17 protein-coding genes and 1 pseudogene are annotated in these 20,670 nt (G+C 39.6%); 12 read left to right on the top strand and 6 right to left on the bottom strand.

Annotation, left to right across the window (positions count from 1 at the left end; translation table 11 throughout):
- Positions 1–65 precede the first annotated feature (65 nt).
- Positions 66–2,366, top strand: a complete 2,301-nt coding sequence (locus HEQ19_30405; protein ID WYM03144.1) for an AAA family ATPase — start codon at positions 66–68, stop codon at positions 2,364–2,366.
- A 236-nt stretch (positions 2,367–2,602) separates the two neighbouring features.
- A complete protein-coding gene (locus tag HEQ19_30400; protein ID WYM03143.1) occupies positions 2,603–2,800 on the top strand; it encodes a hypothetical protein in 198 nt (65 codons plus the stop codon).
- A gap of 142 nt (positions 2,801–2,942) precedes the next feature.
- Here HEQ19_30400 and HEQ19_30395 read toward each other — a convergent pair whose 3' ends face one another.
- From HEQ19_30395 to HEQ19_30385, 3 genes are read right to left on the bottom strand one after another with little or no spacing between them, the layout of a single operon-like run.
- Positions 2,943–3,452, bottom strand: a complete 510-nt coding sequence (locus tag HEQ19_30395) for a TniQ family protein (GenBank protein WYM03142.1) — start codon at positions 3,450–3,452, stop codon at positions 2,943–2,945.
- A complete protein-coding gene (locus HEQ19_30390) occupies positions 3,452–4,288 on the bottom strand; it encodes a TniB family NTP-binding protein (GenBank protein ID WYM03141.1) in 837 nt (278 codons plus the stop codon). Before HEQ19_30390 ends, HEQ19_30395 begins: the two co-directional genes overlap by 1 nt.
- Before the next feature lie 3 nt (positions 4,289–4,291).
- Positions 4,292–6,025 (bottom strand): Mu transposase C-terminal domain-containing protein, encoded by a 1,734-nt coding sequence (locus HEQ19_30385; protein WYM03140.1) that lies wholly within the window; start codon positions 6,023–6,025, stop codon positions 4,292–4,294.
- A 452-nt stretch (positions 6,026–6,477) separates the two neighbouring features.
- Between HEQ19_30385 and HEQ19_30375 the strand changes: the two genes are divergently transcribed.
- The 9 genes and pseudogenes from HEQ19_30375 (at position 6,478) to HEQ19_30335 (ending at position 16,814) form a co-directional block, all read left to right on the top strand.
- Positions 6,478–9,111: a site-specific DNA-methyltransferase gene (locus HEQ19_30375; protein ID WYM03139.1), complete on the top strand. Its 2,634-nt coding sequence runs from the start codon at positions 6,478–6,480 to the stop codon at positions 9,109–9,111.
- 25 nt (positions 9,112–9,136) lie between these two features.
- A complete protein-coding gene (locus HEQ19_30370; protein WYM03138.1) occupies positions 9,137–10,495 on the top strand; it encodes an AAA family ATPase in 1,359 nt (452 codons plus the stop codon).
- Between the two features lie 10 nt (positions 10,496–10,505).
- Positions 10,506–11,021, top strand: coding sequence for a hypothetical protein (locus HEQ19_30365; protein ID WYM03137.1), 516 nt, complete (start codon positions 10,506–10,508; stop codon positions 11,019–11,021).
- Between the two features lie 23 nt (positions 11,022–11,044).
- Positions 11,045–13,876 carry a DEAD/DEAH box helicase family protein gene (locus tag HEQ19_30360; GenBank protein ID WYM03706.2) on the top strand — a complete coding sequence of 944 codons (2,832 nt, stop codon included), beginning with the start codon at positions 11,045–11,047 and terminating at the stop codon, positions 13,874–13,876.
- Between the two features lie 447 nt (positions 13,877–14,323).
- Positions 14,324–14,500 carry a plasmid partition protein ParG gene (locus HEQ19_30355; GenBank protein ID WYM03705.2) on the top strand — a complete coding sequence of 59 codons (177 nt, stop codon included), beginning with the start codon at positions 14,324–14,326 and terminating at the stop codon, positions 14,498–14,500.
- Entirely contained in the window at positions 14,497–14,874 is a 378-nt protein-coding gene (locus HEQ19_30350) for a hypothetical protein (protein WYM03136.1), read from the top strand. Before HEQ19_30355 ends, HEQ19_30350 begins: the two co-directional genes overlap by 4 nt.
- 318 nt (positions 14,875–15,192) lie before the next feature.
- Positions 15,193–15,555: pseudogene (locus HEQ19_30345) on the top strand (DUF4336 domain-containing protein).
- Positions 15,556–15,578: 23 nt separating this feature from the next.
- A complete protein-coding gene (locus HEQ19_30340) occupies positions 15,579–15,968 on the top strand; it encodes a 6-carboxytetrahydropterin synthase (GenBank protein ID WYM03135.1) in 390 nt (129 codons plus the stop codon).
- Between the two features lie 630 nt (positions 15,969–16,598).
- On the top strand, positions 16,599–16,814 hold the full coding sequence (locus HEQ19_30335; GenBank protein ID WYM03134.1) for a hypothetical protein: 216 nt from the start codon (positions 16,599–16,601) through the stop codon (positions 16,812–16,814).
- Between the two features lie 53 nt (positions 16,815–16,867).
- On the opposite strand, the gene ribD is transcribed toward HEQ19_30335, so the two are convergent.
- Together ribD and HEQ19_30325 are read right to left on the bottom strand one after the other, a co-directional pair.
- Positions 16,868–18,040 (bottom strand): bifunctional diaminohydroxyphosphoribosylaminopyrimidine deaminase/5-amino-6-(5-phosphoribosylamino)uracil reductase RibD, encoded by a 1,173-nt coding sequence (gene ribD / locus HEQ19_30330; GenBank protein ID WYM03133.1) that lies wholly within the window; start codon positions 18,038–18,040, stop codon positions 16,868–16,870.
- A 130-nt stretch (positions 18,041–18,170) separates the two neighbouring features.
- Positions 18,171–19,454, bottom strand: a complete 1,284-nt coding sequence (locus HEQ19_30325) for a transposase (protein ID WYM03132.1) — start codon at positions 19,452–19,454, stop codon at positions 18,171–18,173.
- An 80-nt stretch (positions 19,455–19,534) separates the two neighbouring features.
- Between HEQ19_30325 and HEQ19_30320 the strand changes: the two genes are divergently transcribed.
- Positions 19,535–19,708: a hypothetical protein gene (locus tag HEQ19_30320; GenBank protein WYM03131.1), complete on the top strand. Its 174-nt coding sequence runs from the start codon at positions 19,535–19,537 to the stop codon at positions 19,706–19,708.
- A gap of 115 nt (positions 19,709–19,823) precedes the next feature.
- On the opposite strand, the gene HEQ19_30315 is transcribed toward HEQ19_30320, so the two are convergent.
- Positions 19,824–20,123 carry a hypothetical protein gene (locus tag HEQ19_30315; GenBank protein WZI67072.1) on the bottom strand — a complete coding sequence of 100 codons (300 nt, stop codon included), beginning with the start codon at positions 20,121–20,123 and terminating at the stop codon, positions 19,824–19,826.
- Positions 20,124–20,670: the final 547 nt, after the last annotated feature.

Here is a 20,670-nt window from a genome sequence, read left to right as displayed (position 1 = left end):
TGACGGATAACAAAGACTCTCAGCAGCTTTCCCTATTGTGACAATACTAGCTCATTAATATTTATATGTCTAAAAAAATTCTCTTAGTAACAGTTGGAAAATCTCCCACACCTATTGTTAAAGCAATTCAGCATATAAAACCGGATCAGGTTGTATTTTTATGTAGCGAAAAGTATAAATCCCAAGTTATAGGCGAAGGGCTTCCTTGCGAAATTATTCACGGAAATGTTGTTAAAAGATACCCAAACATTCCTAAGCTAGTGGAGTTAGGCGATCGCTTTCAGCCAGAGCGCGATCTAAAGATTATTCAAAACCCCGATGACTTAACTGAATGCTATGAAGTGGCAGTAGCAAGCATTATTAGGTTAAAACAGTTACAACCAGAAATTAACCTTTACGCAGACTACACGGGTGGAACTAAAACGATGTCTTTAGGTTTAGCTATAGCATCACTAGAAAATGATGTTTCCCTACAAGTCAATAGCCCTGTGTCTCTCAAGACAGTAACTCACGCCCGTCTGGAACTGGTTGCTAATTCTTATACCACAAAATTACCAAAAAGAAAATTATTAACATCCAACGCCTTAACTGCTCTACGAGTCGGTAACTTCAAAGCTTTCGCTGATCAACAATACATCCTGCTTCGTCCCCTCACCTTGATTTTTGGAGCTAACAGTTCAGGAAAATCCAGCATCATTCACAGCCTTTTGTTAGCACATCACGCAATTAAAAATGGGGAATTGGACATACACCGCACAGAAGCCGGGGGTGATTCTGTTGATTTGGGAGGTTTTGGGCAATATGTTCATAAACGCGATCGCCGTAGTCAGGTAGAGTGGTCAGTAGATATTGACCCTAAACAACTAAATACACCAGATCAAGGTTTAATTGATCTGTTACAACCAATCAAAAAGCTGACTGTAGGTGTTGGGATTGGTACTCGTTTAGGAAAAGGAAGGGTAAGAGTACGGTCTTTCTTTATTGAAGCCGATGACAGACGAGTTTTAAGCATGAGTTCTCGCCCTCAAGGAAAACTTCAGTTAGATCGCCTCGATTACCAACACCCAATTCTCAGCAACTTGATTCAAGCAATTTTAGAGGCGAATACATTTACCCTGAAAGTAACTCCAGAGGATCGGGAGGAAATTGAGAAAGCGATCGATGAACTTGTTCCTGAAATTACAGCACGAGTTTCTCGCTTACTACCAACAAAAATTCAAGTTGGAGATGACGGGGACATATCAATTACCAAACTTAATCCCAAGCCAGGACAACAAGAGGATTTAACTGACACGGTGCGTCTGATTCTCCCTTACAGACTCAGCGAATTGATTGGAGTAATTACCGAGACTGTAGAACGAGATATTGGAAAACTCAGATATTTAGGGCCATTTCGCACCTACCCACCTCGACATTTTGCGTTTTCTCGGCAGCAAGATGCTAACTGGTATGCTGGCGGTGGTTATGCTTGGGACATCCTCCTAAATAATGCTGAAGTTCGTCAAAAGGTGAATGCTTGGCTGGGAGATAGCAACAGGATGAAATCCCCTTATGAGCTAGTAGTGCGTAGTCTTTTACCAGATTCTCAACTTGCAACTGAACTTTACCCGCGCATTGCCAAAAGTTTACACGATTTAACCACTAAGCTGATTGTTCATGCTGCTGGATTTGGGAGTGATATTCAAGAAGAGATTGAACGTCTCAGAGGTGATTTTGAAGCTGCGGATATTGACCTGAATTCTGATAGTGTTCTACCCGAAGTTGAACAACTGGTTTCCATGCTCACTGATACTGATAGCTTATCAGAAACTTGGGTACAGGAGATAGCTTCAGGAGGCGATCGCATTTCAGATTTAGTCCTAATTGACAAAAGAACTAAAACACCAGTTAGTCACCGCGACGTAGGAATTGGTATTAGTCAAGTAATCCCCATTCTCGTATCTTGCTATGGTTTATCTGATGCGTTAGTTGCCATTGAACAACCGGAGATTCATTTACATCCAAAACTGCAAGCAGAACTAGGGGATGTGTTCATTCAGTCTGCACTTGGAGGACAAAAAAATACTTTTATACTGGAAACTCACAGTGAGCATTTACTTCTGCGAATTATGCGACGGATGAGAGAAACCTTTAATAACGAACTCCCAGAAGGTTGTCTACCTGTGCGACCAGAAGATGTTTCTGTGTTGTTTGTAGACACAGATAGTAAAGGTAGTGTAGTGCGCGAAATGCCTTTGAACAAGAGAGGCGAACTCGTTAAGGCATGGCCAGGAGGATTTTTTGAAGAAGGTTTAGAGGGTTCTTGCGTACTTAGCGTGCTAAATATGTTGAAAAATAAGCTTGAACTCCTTGCTGGGATAAGATGACAGCCATTATTTACTGCCTTTTAGGTCTGATGATTAAAATTTTGGCTATAAGCGCCTGTAAGCCTTGATTTTAAAACAAAGTTATCGACTGTAATTAAAAATTTAGCACGTTAAGTACGCAAGAACCACATTTTTTCACCAGCCACTCTCACAGTAGGGTGGCTTTAGTCTTGGAAATCTTTAAACCACCAACTCCAATTCACCAGCTAAATCATAGGTATTGTCAGGAGGGTTTTGTGTCCTACATTGAAAAGTTAAATCCTTGGTGTATTGTCCGCCATTTTCCTAGTATGCAACACCAGATAGTTGCTCGTTTTCGTCGCCGCAGTGACGCAGAGGCTCATTCAAAAGCTCTGCACAGACTCATACCAAGTGCAACTTTCACAATCATTTTTAATCCGGCAGTCGAGGAACCAGAGCAAATTACCCCATAATTCGATCATTCTGGTAGCCAATTTAATTTGTAGTAAATTCTCTTATTTGTTGAAACATAAAATATCCCCCCTTGTTAACTTTTTCCAGTAAAGCAAGGAGGGATTATTAGTGGCTAAAATTTGAATACTATATTGCACAAACTTAGTAATCAATAGACTTTTGATGTTTGACCATATCGGCAAAAGTCAGAAAACATCGCTGACACCAACCATCCACCCACACTGCTGGAACCTTAAATCTTGCCCCACAGTTTGGACATTCTGACAACAAGGTTAAATTGTGGCTCGCGCACCCTTGAATCACCTTAAACTGCCATTCAATTTTATGACATGGTGACTCAGTATAACAAGCAGCACATAACCGAATAGGCTGCATTTTCATTCCTACTTCAGCAGGTGGTAACATCTGTACTAACCTATCGACATCAACCCCCACTACAACAGCCAATGCTTCCAACTGCTGCCGAGAAGGAGGAGGATTAAACCGAAACTTTTCCCATCTGGATATTGCACCCCCAACTCCAGCAGCCTTACCTAAACCAGTAGTTGTTAAATCATTTGCCCGTCGAAAGCGCCCCAAAAAATGACTCAGACTTTCTCCCGAATATGGTTCTACCTGAAATAACCAAGGATTGATTTCCCCAACTTCCATTACTTATACTCCGCCGTTACTTCCTTTAGAGTTTCCAAATCAATCTTTGCTAATCCCTTCTTCAAAGCCCGAATAGCCGACTCCCTGAGAATCATATCCAGCAACCCAATATAACCCCCAGTTGCCTCACCCAAAGTCTTCAACATTGCCTTACTGGAAAGATTAGAAGCAACAGGCAGTTTTAAAACTTGTTTTTCCCAAATCTCCACAGTGCGCTTAAAATCTTCTCCAGAAAACTTACCAAAGCGATGACAGGCACGAAAACGGTTATAAACTTGCTCATCTCGCTTGATTACAGCGTCTAATCGGTCAGTACCCACTAAAATCACCGCAATTTCCAACTTATCAAAAATATCTCGCACTTCCGCAAAAGTCTTGGGTTTAAAACGATCAGCTTCATCAATAATCAGCATTTCCACCCCACACCCTTTGAGAACCCGCAGCGTTCTATCTCTAATCTCTGCAACCGTTCCCTTAGTCATTTGATACTTCAAATGCTCAATAATTGCGGCAAATAACTCCTTAGCACTACATTCTTGCGGTATTTGGATATAAGCAACAGGCACAGTTGGCGGTTTTCCCGGCTCTTGTTTAGGTTTATGCCTGAGTCTGTAGGCATCACAACCCATAGTTTTACCCGTTCTTGACTCTCCTAGCACCCTACCCGACTGCCGTGATTGTCGCTTGCCATCTAACCAATCATGGAGCATTTTCACCTGTTCCAAAGGAATAAAACTCTTCCGATTCAATCGCTGAATTTCTGCTTGTAATTTCTCATCATTTTGGGGAATATCACCTAATTCTTGAGCAACACTTTGGGCTTGTTGTAAAGTCATGATTTACCACCCGTAATCCTCGCGCATTTGTTCATAATCAAAAACCTCTGGCATATCTGGTTCTGAAGCACTTTCCACAGATGCCACTTCTATTTCTTCTACTGGTTCAACAATCACAGTTTTTTTAGCAGTTCGACTTCGCTCACTGCTGGCTTTTTGAACTACAGCTTGTTCTTCTTTTTGGCGTTCTTTTTTCGTTTTCTTTTGCTTAACAAAAGTTTCTCTGTCTCTTACCTCAGCCAAAATCGAACGATTGCTAATCTCTTTACCTGCTTGTCGAATCCTGCGACTCATGGCTTTAGCCTCATCCAGAGACAATTCCTCAGTCTCCAAATCTTGAGCATAAGCACGAGCTAAAAATTCTTCTTGAGAACCTGTTTGGCGATAAACCAAGATAGTTGTAATGTCTTTGGGATCAAATCGCAACACCACGCTTTCCCCCGCGTAACCAGACAGATTTTCACCCCGATAGGTGAGATTTTCAAATTGCAGATATCCACCCCTGTAAATTGAGCGTCGAGTTTGCTTCATCAAACAAATACGCAAATCTTCTTCTGAGATTAAACTGGGGGCAACAATTAACCCAGCTTCCCACCTTTGATAACGAGTTTGATCACCCAAACGAGCATCAATACTTTGGTTATATTTGTCTACGATATAGCGTACTAAAAGACGTTCTAATTCTCGTAAAGTTAGACAGGCTTCTTTCTCAGCTTGCTCTGGACGTTCCTGCACATTTGAGCCTGTGTATCCTGGTAAAGCAGAAAATAAATCAGTATTTAATGTACCAAAGGGACGTTCTACAATACCGCCTTCACTGGGGCGATCTCGTAAATGGCAAGCAAATCCTAACTGCACACCAATCTGTTGCAAATGGTTAGAGCGAAAATCTTTACCCCCATCAGTGAAAAAGTGTTCCGGCTTCCCGTAAGTTCCCCATTCCTCGTGTAGTCCGTATTCTGATCCATATTTTTTGGGTAATATGGCATGACGTAATGCCAAAGCTACAACCTGAGAACTTGGTGCATCAAAACCTAAATTAATTCCGATGATGCAACGGGAGTAAGTATCTATCACCGTTGTCAGCCAAGGACGAGCTAAAAGTTCACCATGTTGATCCACCAGTAAAATATCAGCACGAGTGTGATCACACTGCCAGATATGATTGCTGTGTTCTACTGACAAATCTAGTCCGTCACGGGTTTTCAGTGATAGTCGAGAACCGCGCCAACCACGACTTCTAACACTGGCTTTTTGCTCTTGTTCATCAATAATCGGTTGTAGAACTCGATAAACCGTTCTATAACTGGGATAATTCTCATCACCCGATTCTGCTGCTTTTGCTTGTACTCTGATCGCAACCTGTTGAGGAGTAATTCGTTTACTACCCTTATTTCCTTCCTTATAGGTATTGATAATGAACTTTTGCCACTCAGCATCAATCCGGTGTTTGCCTTTGTCAGCCCGTTCAGTGGTTTGAAGTGCAGCTAATCCTTGTTCTTCCCATTTTTTCACCAGTCTCCGTACTGTTCGCACTGACTTACCCAGTTTGGACGCTATCTCCCTTTGCCTTTGTCCGTAAGTTTGGCGATGGCTACGCCCGCCGCAGGCATCGCATGGTTCGAGTAGTTTTTGGATCAACTCCAATAGTTCTTTATCACTGGCGGATAGTTCAGTGATAATCTCACTACTTTCTATTTTATCGTCATCGAGTTTATCATTTTGTCTTTCTATCATATATGTTTATTACAAACATAGTTGAATTATACTATATTGAAGGACAATTAATTTGTCAAATAAAGTAAGGGTTGGAAAAATCACAAGTTTTAATAGAGGACAACTAATTTGTCAAATATTTAAACTCGGACAGTTATTTTGTCAATTGATGTTGAACAGGCTAAATATAGGCTAAAATAACAAAACCCTTACATAGCAAGGGTTTAGGAGTCAATATTGTTGTGGACATTAATTTGGCAAGTGGTCATTTAATTTGGCAATCGACAAATTTGATAGAAAAAGAGCGATCGCATCCCTAGATGAAGGTAAAGCTGTGATTCCGGTGTGGTTGGACGAAATTTATCAGCAAGTAGCAAGCAATCTGAACCGCTAAATTGCAAAAGTTTCAACTAATTGATCTAATAAGTCAAAATAGATTGTAAATTGGAAGCTCTGAGGCAAGGTAAATTGATATGGCAAGACAGAAAAAACCAGAGCAAAGAGAGATTGAGCAATACAAACACGAAAACCAGCAACGAGTCAATAACCCACCAATTGGGCTAGTTAACCCAGACACAGATCCAGAAGAAGATGCTAAAAAGTATGCCTATGATCCTCACCTCGACCCTCAGTTAGTTTGGGCTGGTAAAGCAGAGCATACCAGTTTTGAAGTGCCTACAGTTTCGCTTCACGTCCATGAACGCATAGATCCGCGCACGATTATTGAGGCAGTGCAGAAGCGAAAGGATGAAAAGGTTAAACAACTTTCATTATTTCAAACTCCAGAAGAAAATCCGCCCATTCGACAAGCTATTGAATTTTATAAGCACAAACATAACTGGACAAACCGCCTAGTTGCTGGGGATTCTTTGGTAGTAATGAATTCTCTACTTGCAAAAGAAGGTATGGCTGGACAAGTGCAAATGATTTATATAGATCCACCCTATGGAATTCAATACGGTTCTAATTTTCAACCGTTTGTAAATAAGCGAGATGTAAAAGATAGAAAAGATGAAGATTTAACTCAAGAACCAGAGACTATTAAAGCATTTAGGGATACTTGGGAGTGGGGAATTCATTCTTATTTAACTTATTTGCGTGATCGTTTATGGCTTGCAAAGGATTTACTCTATGAGCGGGGGTCTATTTTTGTGCAAATAGGTGATGAAAACGTCCATCGAGTAAGGTGCTTAATGGATGAAGTATTTGGCAGTGATAACTTTTGCATGGAAATTGTTCTGATGAAAGCAAGCAGTCAGTCATCTAAATTATTACCAGGTGTCAATGATTTCTTACTATGGTTTGCAAAAGATATCAGCCAGGTCAAGTACAAGGAATTGTTTACAGAATGCGATCCTATAGAAAATCCAAACGAGCGATATATTTGCGTTGAGACAGAAAATGGAGAACTTATTGATCTTTCCCTAGCTCAAAAAACAGGCAAGCAACCATTACCAGCAGGTCGTATTTGTAGACTATGGCCAACATTTTCCCAGCGACGTGGTAATGATAATTCATTCAAATACACATTTAATAATATTGAGTACGAACCGCCTGCAAGATATGGCTGGCAAACTACTCTTACAGGTTTAAGTCGTTTAGCTGCTGCCGGAAGATTATATCCTATTGGTAAATCGCTACGATGGAAAGTATACCATGATGAGTTTCCATACAAGACTTTAAATAGTACCTGGTTAGACTTAAGACCAGGTGGATTTGGAGAACAGAGAATCTATGTTCTACAGACTGATCATAGAGCAATAGAGCGTTGTCTTTTGATGACAACTGATCCGGGAGACTTGGTACTAGATCCAACCTGTGGTAGTGGTACTACGGCTCATGTTGCAGAAAGGTGGGGAAGACGTTGGATCACTTGCGATACTTCTCGTGTAGCTATTACCCTTGCAAAACAAAGGTTGATGACGGCAGTTTTTGATTATTATGAATTGGAAAATCCAAAAGGAGGTGTGGGTGATGACTTCAAATATAAAACAGTATCACGTATTACGCTAAAATCCATTGCCAACAATCAAGAAATTAAAGAAGGAATGACAAGAGCAGAAATTGAAAAGGTGATAAAAAAATATGCTGCTAAGGATAAAGAAACCCTTTATGATCAACCTCTCGTCGATAAATCAAAAGTAAGAATTACAGGGCCTTTTACAGTTGAAGCTGTTCCAGCACCAACGGTTAAACCCCTTGATAATATCGAAGAGGTTGCCGATAAACAAGTTGCAGATCAATCCATTGCTCGTTCTGGAGAAACATTACGACAGCCGGAATGGTGTGATGAACTTCTAAAAACAGGGATTCGGGGCAAAAGTGGTCAATACATTCTATTTTCTAGGGTTGAACCTTTCCCAGGAACCCGTTGGCTTCACGCTGATGCTGAAACTAAACCTAGTAATCAAGAAAATAATATTTCAAAAACCAACAGTGGTACTCAAGAACAGCCAATGCGGGCTGTTATTTCATTTGGCACAAAATATGCTCCTCTAGATCAACGCCAAGTAGAAATGGCAATTCAAGAAGCAGAAAACCAGAAACCCAAACCCAAATTAGTTATTTTTGCTGCCTTTCAATTTGACCCCGAAGCGGCAAGAGACATTGATGAAACTAACTGGCCTGGTGTTACCTTACTAAAGGTACAAATGAATGCTGATCTACTTACAGAAGACCTGAAGAAAAAACGTGCGAGTAATGAGAGTTTTTGGCTTATTGGTCAACCAGATGTTGCACTTCGTCGTATTCATAGAGGAGAAGATGCAGGTAAATGGGAAGTAGAAGTTCATGGTTTTGATTACTACAACACCAAAACTGGTAATATTGAATCTGGCACTGTGGAAAAAATTGCCATGTGGATGCTAGATACTGATTATGACGGTAGAAGCATTTTTCCTTGCCAAGTATTCTTTCCAATGGCTGGAGAGAAAGATGGCTGGTCACGTCTTGCCAGAAATCTTAAAGCCGAGATTGATGAAGATTTAATTGAGTCCTATCAAGGAACTGTTTCATTACCTTTTGAAATGGGTAATTATCAGCGTATTGCTGTAAAAATAGTTGATGATCGGGGAATTGAATCTCTAAAAATCATCCGGCTAACTTGAAAGATTAACCAAGTGAAAGTTACCTATGTTAACTAATATTAAATTAAAAAATTTCCGTGCATTTCAACAAGATATAGATGTTCGTATCAGACCCATTACAATTTTGATTGGTCGCAACAGTGCGGGAAAATCTACACTAATCAAGTTTTTGCTTATGCTTCAGCAAACTCTAGAATCTAGTGAATCTAGTGAAGGTGAATTTTTTTCTACTGAGGGTCGGCACGTCAGTCTTGGTACTTTTAAAGATTTAAAAAATACTAAATCTCGTAACAATGGTTTCCAATTTAGTTTAAATCTCAAAACTAATTCTTTACCCGATCCTAGAATCCAACAAATTAGAAAAGAACTTCAAAAAAGTAAAGCTATACCAAAAATAGAAGATAATAGTATTGATTTTTCAATTAAGTTAAACCCATTTTCAATAGTTACAACTGAAGACCCGCTAGGAGAAACAACTAGCCTAAAAGTTGATTCACAAATCACCGCAGAGGAATCAATAGCTGATTTTTGCATTGCCGGAAGTATTCCTTATAGTGGGAAAAAAGCCAAACACACAGTTACCTGTGAAATAGGAGGAAAAAAAATTCTCCATAAAGAAGAAACAAATCTTAGACGCACTAGATTTCTCAAATTCCCTCTTCCAAATGATCCAGTAGAGATACTAAAATCTGCTTTTGATAATCTCTATTTAGATGTTGTAAAAGATGAAATCATATCTATGCGACATCTCTCTCCAGTTCGTGAAGAATCAGAAAGAAGTGTCATATTAGGTAGTCCACCTCTTGATGATGTTGGACATAGAGGTGAATATGCTATGCCTCACTTACAGCGTTTGCTTACTGATGGTGGAGAAAAAGCAAATTTTGTTTTACGACATATTGAATCTGTTATAGATATTGAAGATGTAAAATTCAAATCTCAAGTAAAGGGTTTTATTCCTGAATTTCGAGCAAAAAACAAATCAACTGGAGCAGAATCTTATCTAGCTGATTTTGGCTTTGGTGTTAGTCAATGTATACCAATATTTGTACAAGGAGCTTTACTTAACAGAGGACAACTACTAATTGTTGAGCAACCAGAAGCGCAAATTCACCCCACTGCACAACTAGCAATGGGTTCTTTTTTTGCTGAATTATGGACGGAAAGAGGTGTTCCATCCATCATTGAGACACATAGTGAGAATATTATTATCAGGCTGCGTAAACTTATAGCAAGAGGACAATTAAATTCAAAAGATGTGACAGTCGCATATTTTTACACCAAAGATAGTTTTGTCCAAGTAAAAAATTTAGACATCAACTCAGATGGTAGTTTTGAAAAAGGACTTCCTATGGAATTTTTTGGAGCAGATATTTTAGAAGCTCTCAGTATTGATATTATGTAGTGGTTTAAAAATGACAGAAAATAATCAATTTATACCAATTGTGATTGATACCAGTGTGTTTATCCATATTCTCAATCCACAAATCAATGTAAATAGGCATATTGACTCCCTACTTGCCAGACTTGCAACCACACATCAACTGCAAATTGACAAAGCAGGTAAAATTGATATTGAATATAAAAGGAAGCTTGATGAGGTAATCAAGAATATGGAGGAGCAAAGGTTTGAAAAACAAATTCTCCAGTTCTGGATTTTAATTAAGGAAAAAAATATAATAGATATTGAACCATCAGAGCAATTAAGGAATGGAATAGAAAAGATTATTAATGATCAAACCAAAAGTGTTGATAGATGTCTTGTAGCTACTGCTGCTTTAACTACTGCTGATTTGATTACTAATGATAGTGTAGACATTTTGAATAATTCTTCAGCCCTCAATAAAGAAATTAAAAAAAATCGGCTAAAAAAAATTCAATTAATGAATTCTGAGTCAGCACATGATACTTATTGCATAAATAGAAATTAAAGATTTAAAATCCTTGTTAGGGAATGTTGAAAGAAGCTATGATATCTCAATCAAAAATTCACCAGCTTATTATAAACTCCCCCTATAATGAGCCAAAAAAATACTGGCAGTACAATCACCAAACTCGTCGTTTTAAACTTGAAGATGGCAGAAGACCCGCAGGTTATACTATCGCTTCTCAAAACTCAAAATCCTTCGATGATCCTGGTAAATTCATTGAAATTCCTCTAGTTAATCAAATTCGTGCGCGTGTCAAAGCTTGGCGTGAAAATGGATATCTCGGTGTTACAGGCGTTACAAAACGTCTCTTAGAACACTGGCACAATCCAGAAGAACGTGAATTTCCCTTCTTTTTCTGTCAATTAGAAGCAATAGAAACCTTAATCTGGCTTATTGAATCTCATCCATCGGAAAAAATTGGTATTGATATTCCTTCTGATGGTGGAGCATTTAAACGTCTCTGCTGCAAAATGGCCACAGGTTCAGGAAAAACCATCGTCATGGCAATGTTGATTGCATGGCAAATCCTTAACAAAGTCACCTATCCTCAAGATAATCGCTTTTCCAAAGCCATTTTTGTTGTAGCACCTGGTTTAACAGTTAAAAATCGCCTACAAGTTCTAATTCCTTCTACTGAAAACAATTACTATGAGATTTTCAATATTATTCCTCTTGGCTTATTAGATAAACTACGTCAGGGTAAAGTTTTAGTTCGTAATTGGCACGTTCTCAATTGGGAAACTGAAGAACAGATTGAGAAAAAGAAGGGAGTAGATAAACGTGGAACAAAAAGTGATGAAGCTTATGTCAGAGATGTTTTAGGTGAACTTGCAAGTTTTAGCAATCTTTTAGTCATTAATGATGAAGCGCATCATGCTTGGCGTATTCCTGCTGAATCCAAAATAAAAGGTCTTAGTAAAGAAGATATAGAGGAAGCAACAAAATGGATTGGTGGACTTGATCGCATCCACAGAGCTAGAGGAATAATCACCTGTTTTGATTTTTCTGCCACACCCTTTGTACCTTCTGGTAAAAGAAGTTCGGAAGAAGCTTTATTTGACTGGATTGTTAGTGATTTTGGGTTAAACGATGCCATTGAATCAGGCTTAGTTAAAACTCCTCGTGTTGTAATTCGTGATGATGGTAGACTTAACCTCAAAGACTTTAAATCTCGTTATTATCATTTATATAACGATGCTGAAGTTAAAGATGATTTCAATCGCAAAGCACAACCAAATGAATCTTTACCAGATTTACTAACTAATGCTTATTATTTGTTAGGTAAAGACTGGTTAGAAACAGCTAAATCTTGGGAGCAAGCGGGACATAAAGTTCCTCCAGTAATGATTTCTGTTGCTAATCGTACTGAAACCGCAGCCCGAATTAATTATGCCTTCAATCATCATAAAATTCAAATAGAAGAACTTTGCATTCCAGAACGCACTCTGCATATAGACTCTAATGTTCTGAAAATGGCAGAATCTCAAGAAGAAACTTCTGAAATACAATACAAAACTACAGATATTAATGAAGACGATACATCTGATGAAGAAATTGCTCCCAAGTTAACTAAACAGCAACAAGCAGAACTTTTAAGACAAAAAGTTGATACAGTTGGTCAAGTTGGTAAACCAGGTGAGCAAATTCAAAATGTTATTTCAGTTGGGATGCTATCTGAAGGATGGGATGCTAAAACAGTAACTCATATTATGGGTATTCGAGCATTCACTAGCCAACTCCTCTGTGAACAAGTTGTGGGTAGAGGCTTGAGAAGAACAGCTTACGATGTTAACCCAGAAACAAATTTACTAGAACCAGAATATGTGAATATTTTTGGTGTTCCCTTCACCTTTATTCCCCATGAATCTAGTGAAGAAACAACACCTCCACCCCCTCAACCTAAAACTGAAGTTAAACCCGATCCCGAAAAGCAACAGTTTGAAATTAGCTTTCCCAATATTATCCGAATTGATTATATTTATAAGCCTGAACTTAAACTGAATTTCAGTCAAATTGAGCCTTTAGAGTTAGATGCTTTTGATAACAGTACACTAGCTGAAGTAGCACCAGTTGTTGATGGTAAACCAGATGTTACAAAAATAAAAGAAATTGATCTAGAAGATTTAGGACGCAAATTTCGGATGCAGAAAATTGCCTTTGAGACTGCTAGGGATATCTTTGAACAAATGAAACCCGGCTGGAAAGGGAATCGAGAGTATTTATTGGGGAACCTGATTAGATTAGTAGAAAAATTTATTAATTCAGATTTAATTCTAATTAATCCTCCACTATTTAACTTAGATGAAATGCGTCGGCGGATTCTGATTACTCTGAATTTAAGAAAGGTAGTTCAGCATATTTGGAACGCTATTTATTTAGACAATACAGAAGCAATTGAACCTGTTTTTGATCCAGATCATCCTATCCGTTCTACTGGTGATATGCGTCCCTGGTATACAGGTAAGCCTCATGAATACACGCGGAAATCACACATAAATTGCTGTATTTTTGATAGTACATGGGAAGCTAGTGAAGCATTTGAACTAGATAGAAATCCCAATGTTGAGGCTTGGGTTAAGAATGATCATTTGGGATTTGAAATTCTTTATATCTTTGACGGAATTGTTCACAAGTATAGACCAGATTTTATTATTAAATTAAAAAGTGGTAGTTTCTTGATTTTAGAAACTAAAGGCAAATATACCCAGAAAGATCAAGCGAAAAGCGCGTTTTTAGCTCAGTGGATTAAAGCGGTTAATCAACATGGTGGCTTTGGTTTTTGGCAACGAGATATATCTAGAAATCCAGCCGATGTTAAAATGATATTAGATAGAGCAGTTTCTCGCTCAAAATAATTCTTGACATCCCACGTAAGCAAATATTATTTAGGGCTTGCTGAATAAGTCTCTAAAGCGAATCTAGAAGCCACACAGGTTGCAAAATGGTTGTTTCATTGCTCAGGTTCCAAATTTACCCAGCGCTCGCTAACGAAAGTGCAAGGGTTTTGAGACTTTAGATGTTATAACCTTGCACTTGCTTGGTGAAAAAAGACTGGAATTCCTTACCTGGGCTGCATTACACCTTTATTCAGCAACCCCTAATTAGGGGTTGCTGAAAAAGCAAAATAAGCTTACATTATTGCTTTTGAGCAACACCAGCGAGTAGGTGGTTGTTGATCGATTTCTGCTTATAGTGCTATTGTAACCCTAACCACCCTAATAACACAATACACCCATTTACCCTAATGACTTGATTTGTCCTTAAAGGGATAATTGCAGGTAGATAAATCTGGTAAATGTGTTGTGACTAAAGAAAAGCTAGTAACCTACAAAATGTTTATGCCTGAATCTTTGAGAGCAAAATTTAAATCCCTCTGCGCTCTCAAGCAGGTCAGTATGAATGAGGTTTTAGTTGAATTGGTAGAAAACTGGATACAAGAAACTGAAAGCGAATCAGGTAAGGATAAGGGAGCAGCATGACAGACATACCACAGCCGCCAAGCAACATTGACCAGCAATTACTAGCAATGCAGTTGCTAGCGATACAAAACACCCAAGCGATCGCGGCTTTAACCAACAAGCTAGATAACCTTACCGATAATGTTGCCAACTTAACCAGCAATGTAAATTCTGTACTAGCTCGTAGCGCCATCTTAGATGATGTGTTGCTAGAGTTACGCGATAGCCACGAACAGCAGCAACGACACTTTGAGCAACATCAGCAAAACTTTGAGCAACACCAGCAAAACTTTGAGCAACACCAGCGAAATGTAGAAGCAAACCAAAGAACTACAAACGCGGCATTAGAAAGGCTTGAAGCTATCTTGATGCAAATTGTCAGGAGGTTTGACTAAGTGCGACCGAGCAATAGGGTGAACAGCATTGGCTCCTACAACCCTTGCTAAAAGCCAATGTAACTAATTGTTACGTAACCCATTTCTGACTTTTTCTGGATTCGGTAAACAATTGTGAAGTCACGCGATCGCAATTTACAACAATCAAACAACCCTAAACTGACAACTGACAGCAAAAGTGCAATCAAGCCGCCCCTACAGTTGCTCACAGGGAGCTGATACTATGACGCTTCATTTGACGATAGTCCAGATAAACGCCAGCAAGACAAGCATTCCAATGCTAAAAATTGGATAGAACCACACTTTGGATCAAAAGCAATGAACCCACAGGGAGGTAAATCGACAGTCCAGCCGCAGGCGTCAGGGTTGGAACCCAGCAGCCATCCCCACGATTGGGGATGGCCGTTTTGGCCTGCTGTACCACTATATCCCTACGGGAAACGGCGATCGCTCTGCACTGAAGTAGTCAAAGATACTATCTGGACAATTGATCAGCTTCAAGGCATTCTCTACACTATCGTACCAATTCGCATGACTGTAGTGAAGCTAGAAGCACGCGGGCTACTGGTCTATGCACCCGTGGCGCCGACTAGGGAATGCATCCGTATGATTAAGGAATTGGTAGCAATACATGGCGATATAAAATACATTATATTGCCAACCAATTCGGGTTTAGAACACAATGACAACTGGGTAATATCAAAATGCCAAAATGGAAACTAACCACAGAATTTACATTTGATAGCGCCCACTACATCAAGGATTACAATGGTCCTTGTGGTCGGATGCATGGGCATACTTATAAAGTCCAAATCGAAGCCAAATCATCAAAGTTGCACTCTTCAGAATATTGCCCACACTCAGTCATGGTTGCTGATTTTAAAACATTACGTTGGGCAAAGCAAGATGTAACCAAAGGAGGGCTAGACCACTGTATTCTTAACGAAGTTTTACCTCCAGAATATGAAACAACTGCTGAGATGATTGCCAAATATATTTATGATGAAACTCGCAAACGAGTACCATCAGGCGTACAACTCAAAGTCAGGGTGTCCGAAACACCTAATAGCTGGGTTGAATATGAAGATGATTAACAATTCGTAATTAAGTCAGTGGAAATAAACAGAATTATATTACGAAACGTAAATATCCTCAAAACCCTGACCAATGACAAATGACCAACTTGTAGGGTGCGTCAGCAGCGAGAATTGTACTGACCCACCCTACGGACTAAATATTGGGTAATTTATTTTTTGGTAGTCCCTTAATTCCTCAATTCAAATTCCAGCACCTGCCAGTTAACCTTGTCATTTCTTGTAGCTATAATAAGTATATCTACCAGCCAATTTAACTAACTCAGCGAGAATAAACCGAACTATATTACGAAACGTAAACAGGACTCAAACCATTACATTACGAATGACAAATGACGACCCTAGCCAGTACGCTTCAATAGCCGACCTAGTTCCGATTGTATTCCAACTAACAATCAATACCAATGCAATTTGTGATCAAACCGCCAATGAATCGAGTGATAGCCTAACTCTCAGGTAAAGTATTAAAATTTAACAATTTAACTTTCCGATTCTTAATGTTCATAAACTTATAAATCAGTTTATTAAGCTTTTAATAATAGTTATCTCAGCTTCTACATTTATGCCTTGATCGGCTGCCAGAATTGTGTAATCTGAAAAGAGCTAACTATTAACTTAGATTGAGGTCGGATGACTCCTATAATTATGCGTCAGCTTTGGTCTGTGGTTGAAACCGCCCACACCAATACACTCTTGCATCTTGATGATGCAAGTTTAGTGCAGTGGTTGGTGAAACAAACCAACACCCAAGCGTTGTTAGATCCCAAGGAAACCGATTTTCTGAGTGACTACATTCAATCTCGACTGGCGCTTATACGTGATCTTGCTTATGAGCGCCAGTCTTAAGGATAAGTAAATTACCAATAATTAGTCGATAGTTGACTGATGACTGATGACTGTTAATATGGGGTTTTTTGGGGCAAATAACCTTCAACTAAGCAGTCAGAACCGACCACGCGCCAACGTACACGTTCTAGAGGTAATGCTTCAGTCATGGAAGTAAAACCCAAATCTCCTACAGGTGTCGGAGCTTGACTACCACCAATAATTTTAGGAGCAATAAAGGCCAGAATTTTTTGCACTGCCCCTTGAGCGATCGCACTGGCAGCTAGATTACCACCACATTCCCACAACACGCTACAAAAACCCCGCTCATACAAGTGAGTCATTGCTATATCTGGTGTGAGTGATGTAAATTCCACTACTTCCACCCCTTGTTTGAGCAACAATTTTTGCAACTCCGGATTAGCCCCCACCTCTGTCAACACTAAGGTGGGAGCATCTGCAGTTTGCCACAATCGAGCATTTTCGGGCAAATTGATCTGGCGACTCATCACCACCCGCAAAGGATTATGAGAGCCTACCTCATGGCTAGTTAAATAAGGATTATCCTGTCTGACCGTATTACCGCCAACAATCACAGCATCGCAAGCAGCCCGTAGTTGATGTACTTCGCTGCGGGCGTCTTGATTTGTCACCCAGGCACTATGACCAGAGGTAGCAGCAATTTTACCATCTAAAGTCATGGCATATTTCAAAATCCCCAAAGGTCGCTTGTAGAGAATGCGATGAACAAAACCTTCATTGATTTGCTGACAGGCTTCTTGTTCCACACCTACCACCACTTCAATACCAGCAGCCCGTAACTTAGCAATTCCACCACCAGCTACCAGTGGATTAGGGTCAACCATACCCACCACCACCTTAGCCACCCCAGCATTAATCAAGCCTTCCGAGCAAGGGGGAGTGCGTCCATAGTGATTACAAGGTTCCAGACTCACATAAATTGTCGCACCACGAGCGCGATCGCCTGCAGCCCTCAAAGCAAAAACTTCCGCATGGGGTTCACCAGCACGGGGATGAAACCCTTCGGCGATAATCTCCCCATTTTGGACAATTACAGACCCCACCAGGGGATTTGGCGAAGTGCGTCCCAAAGCACGACGGGCGAGTGTTAAACATCGTTGCATCATCGCCCGATCAAAATCACTACCGACAACTTCCTTCGAGCCAAGTGCCGTATGATTGGGTAGAGATGCATCTGCTGGCGCGATCGCTGCTGAATTTTCCATAATCTTGGGCAATTCTCTCAATATTTTCCAGACCAGGGCGGGGAAACACCGCCCCTATGACAGATATGTTTCAAATCAATATAGTTCCAAATCACATAGTCAAATATAGTCAGACTTATGCAATTTAGCTTTAAGCAACTCTACTTTCAGCATGGACACGCTTAAATAGTGGAGTTATCCGCCTTGGATGTACTACCAGACACCCCCTATCCCTTAGAATAGACTGGAGACAGTCAAACCCTTCAGGATTACTTTTTCTGCCGATGTTGTAGCCTGCGTTCACGTCAGCATGAATCTTCAAACCATCTTTACTGATATACCACGCACGTTTGACACGTTTTCCTGAGAATACATGCTTGATCTTGTTGTTAGGTTGATAAGTTGGGATGATGTCCCAATCAATCGCTGAAGCCTTACTTGTGTAAGATTCTTCTGCTACCTTAACGGTAATACCGACTCTAACTAATTTGTAAGTCAGCATTTCGATAAATTTAGCATGTGGTATTTGAATAAAGCTTTGGTTTGTACGTTTACCTAAATTAAGACGTGTTTTCCATTGTTCGTTTTTCCCGATTGAGACGTGAGTTACACCAAGAGATAGAAGTTCATCCACAATCATTTTTGTGGATTGATGCAAATATGAATCTATAAATTGATTACGGTTGCGGACGATATTTGCGATTCGCCTTGATTTAGCTTTACCATGAGGCAGAAAACCTCGAAACTTGGCAATCTGCTTGTTATAAAATTGGTTGGCTGATTTTAATGGTTTCCCGTTTACGATAATTGGCTGTTCGCTCAAGTCGTTGAAAACAATCGTCGCTAGATTATCTAAACCAATATCTATCGCCGCATTCAGTTCAGGATTCAAACTACAAAAAAACTCTGACAACTCGGTAATTTCATAGACTATTTCGATAACGAAGCATCCAGTTTTTGGGATAATTCGTACCTCACACAAGTCCTCAAACTTTAGTCCAGGCTTTACCGGGATTCTGATTGGCGACATTGACGGGATAATGAAACCTTTATTAAATTCTCTTTTACCAATTGCTTGATTATTGAATTTCACTAAGTTTTTATCATCAACATAATTAGGTGGTTTTGGTCTACCAGTGAACTTAGTTGGTTCAAGTTTGTAAGCCACTAATGCTTTGTCGTAAGCAATCCACGCATCTGCATTCTGTTTTAATACGAGTTGAGCTACTTTTGCGGGCAAGGCTTTGTAGTTCTCATTTTGTTTAAATAAAGTGTCTAAGCTAGCTTGTGATTGAGTTCCCCAACCATAAAAAAAACCTTGACGCTGAGTGAATTGAGCAGTGTTGTAAAGCTGCCGAGAAATAGTGGTAATGTCACTACAATAATCAAACCAGTCATGTCCTTCTTTGATTATGTGCTTTTCTACTTGACGCATATTTATACTGAGCGTAGTCAAAGTATTGATCAACTTTGGCAATGAAATTAGTATATCATTCAAGATCCAGTAAGATATGCTTGACTAGAAAACTTAATCAATCTGTTGGAGAATTTAAGGCTTCTACAATTTTTTCGGTTTTGCGCTTTGCCCTGATATCTTTTTCGGGTCGTCATCAACAATTACCGTACCCGTGGGAAGTTGTTCTGTTGGATATGGTATTTTACCTGCTTTGTAATGTCGTCAAGCGGTAAGGTAGGAAATCTCCAAGGTTTTAGCATAATCAGATAATTTCATTAGGACTGTCTTTTAGACTATATCTGACTATGCTAGACTATATTTTGTTTAAAGTTTTATCATACTTCCAAATTACAGCAATAGAAGCAGAAAGCCCACGAGCATATAGGTTCCTAAGTCACCATTGCTCAGACATTGAATTTGATATGGCTTGACCCTGGATAAAGGAGAACCAATCAAATCCCCAGAACCCCAATAACCCAGAGGAATAAATGTTCCTTCAGCATTCCAGGTTAAAGTCCGAACCGCTCCCTGTTCGATTCGCCACAGTGTATCATGACGTGCCGGGAACATTTGCCGGCGACTAAATAATCGGTAGGGTATTGATCCTTTGAAGGATGAATTATAAGAAAAATTGGTGGAATACATCATACAAAAATATGGTAAACACGAGTAGTGTTAGATACTTGAGAAGTTATGAAAACTATCGTCACTGCAAGAATTGATTGAGAATTAATTGTTATACCGTTTCTGGATGAAGATGTGCCTAATTAGCCCACATTCGCGGAGCATTCTGCAGGAACGGTGGGCTTTATTTGTCAGCCAGTGGCTTCTAGTGTGAGGGCGAATATAGCGCCACCTCACATAGAATTGGTATTACTTGCGATCGCGTCAGCCAAGGTAGTTTAAACACTCATAGCATCTATCTCTAAATATCGGGATAGAGGGTATGACCACAATTTTTCTTTTTTTGAGGAAATAATCGTAGGGTGCGTGACGCTGCGATAAATATTCTACCTACCCAGTTATAGGACTTGTGGCGTCACGCACCATTGTTTCAAAGTCAGGGGACAGTCGGTTAATAATCGTAGGGTGCGTGACGCTGCGATAAATATTCTACCTACCCAGTTATAGAACTTGTGGCGTCACGCACCATTCTTGATTTAAATGTGACACTAGCGTAAGTCCTCAACTCAGA

Origin of the sequence: Gloeotrichia echinulata CP02 (genome assembly GCA_038087035.1) — a bacterium.
Classification (GTDB): domain Bacteria; phylum Cyanobacteriota; class Cyanobacteriia; order Cyanobacteriales; family Nostocaceae; genus Gloeotrichia; species Gloeotrichia echinulata.
The sequence above is the reverse complement of the archived record's forward strand: the minus strand, read 5'-3'. Positions and strand labels throughout refer to the sequence as shown.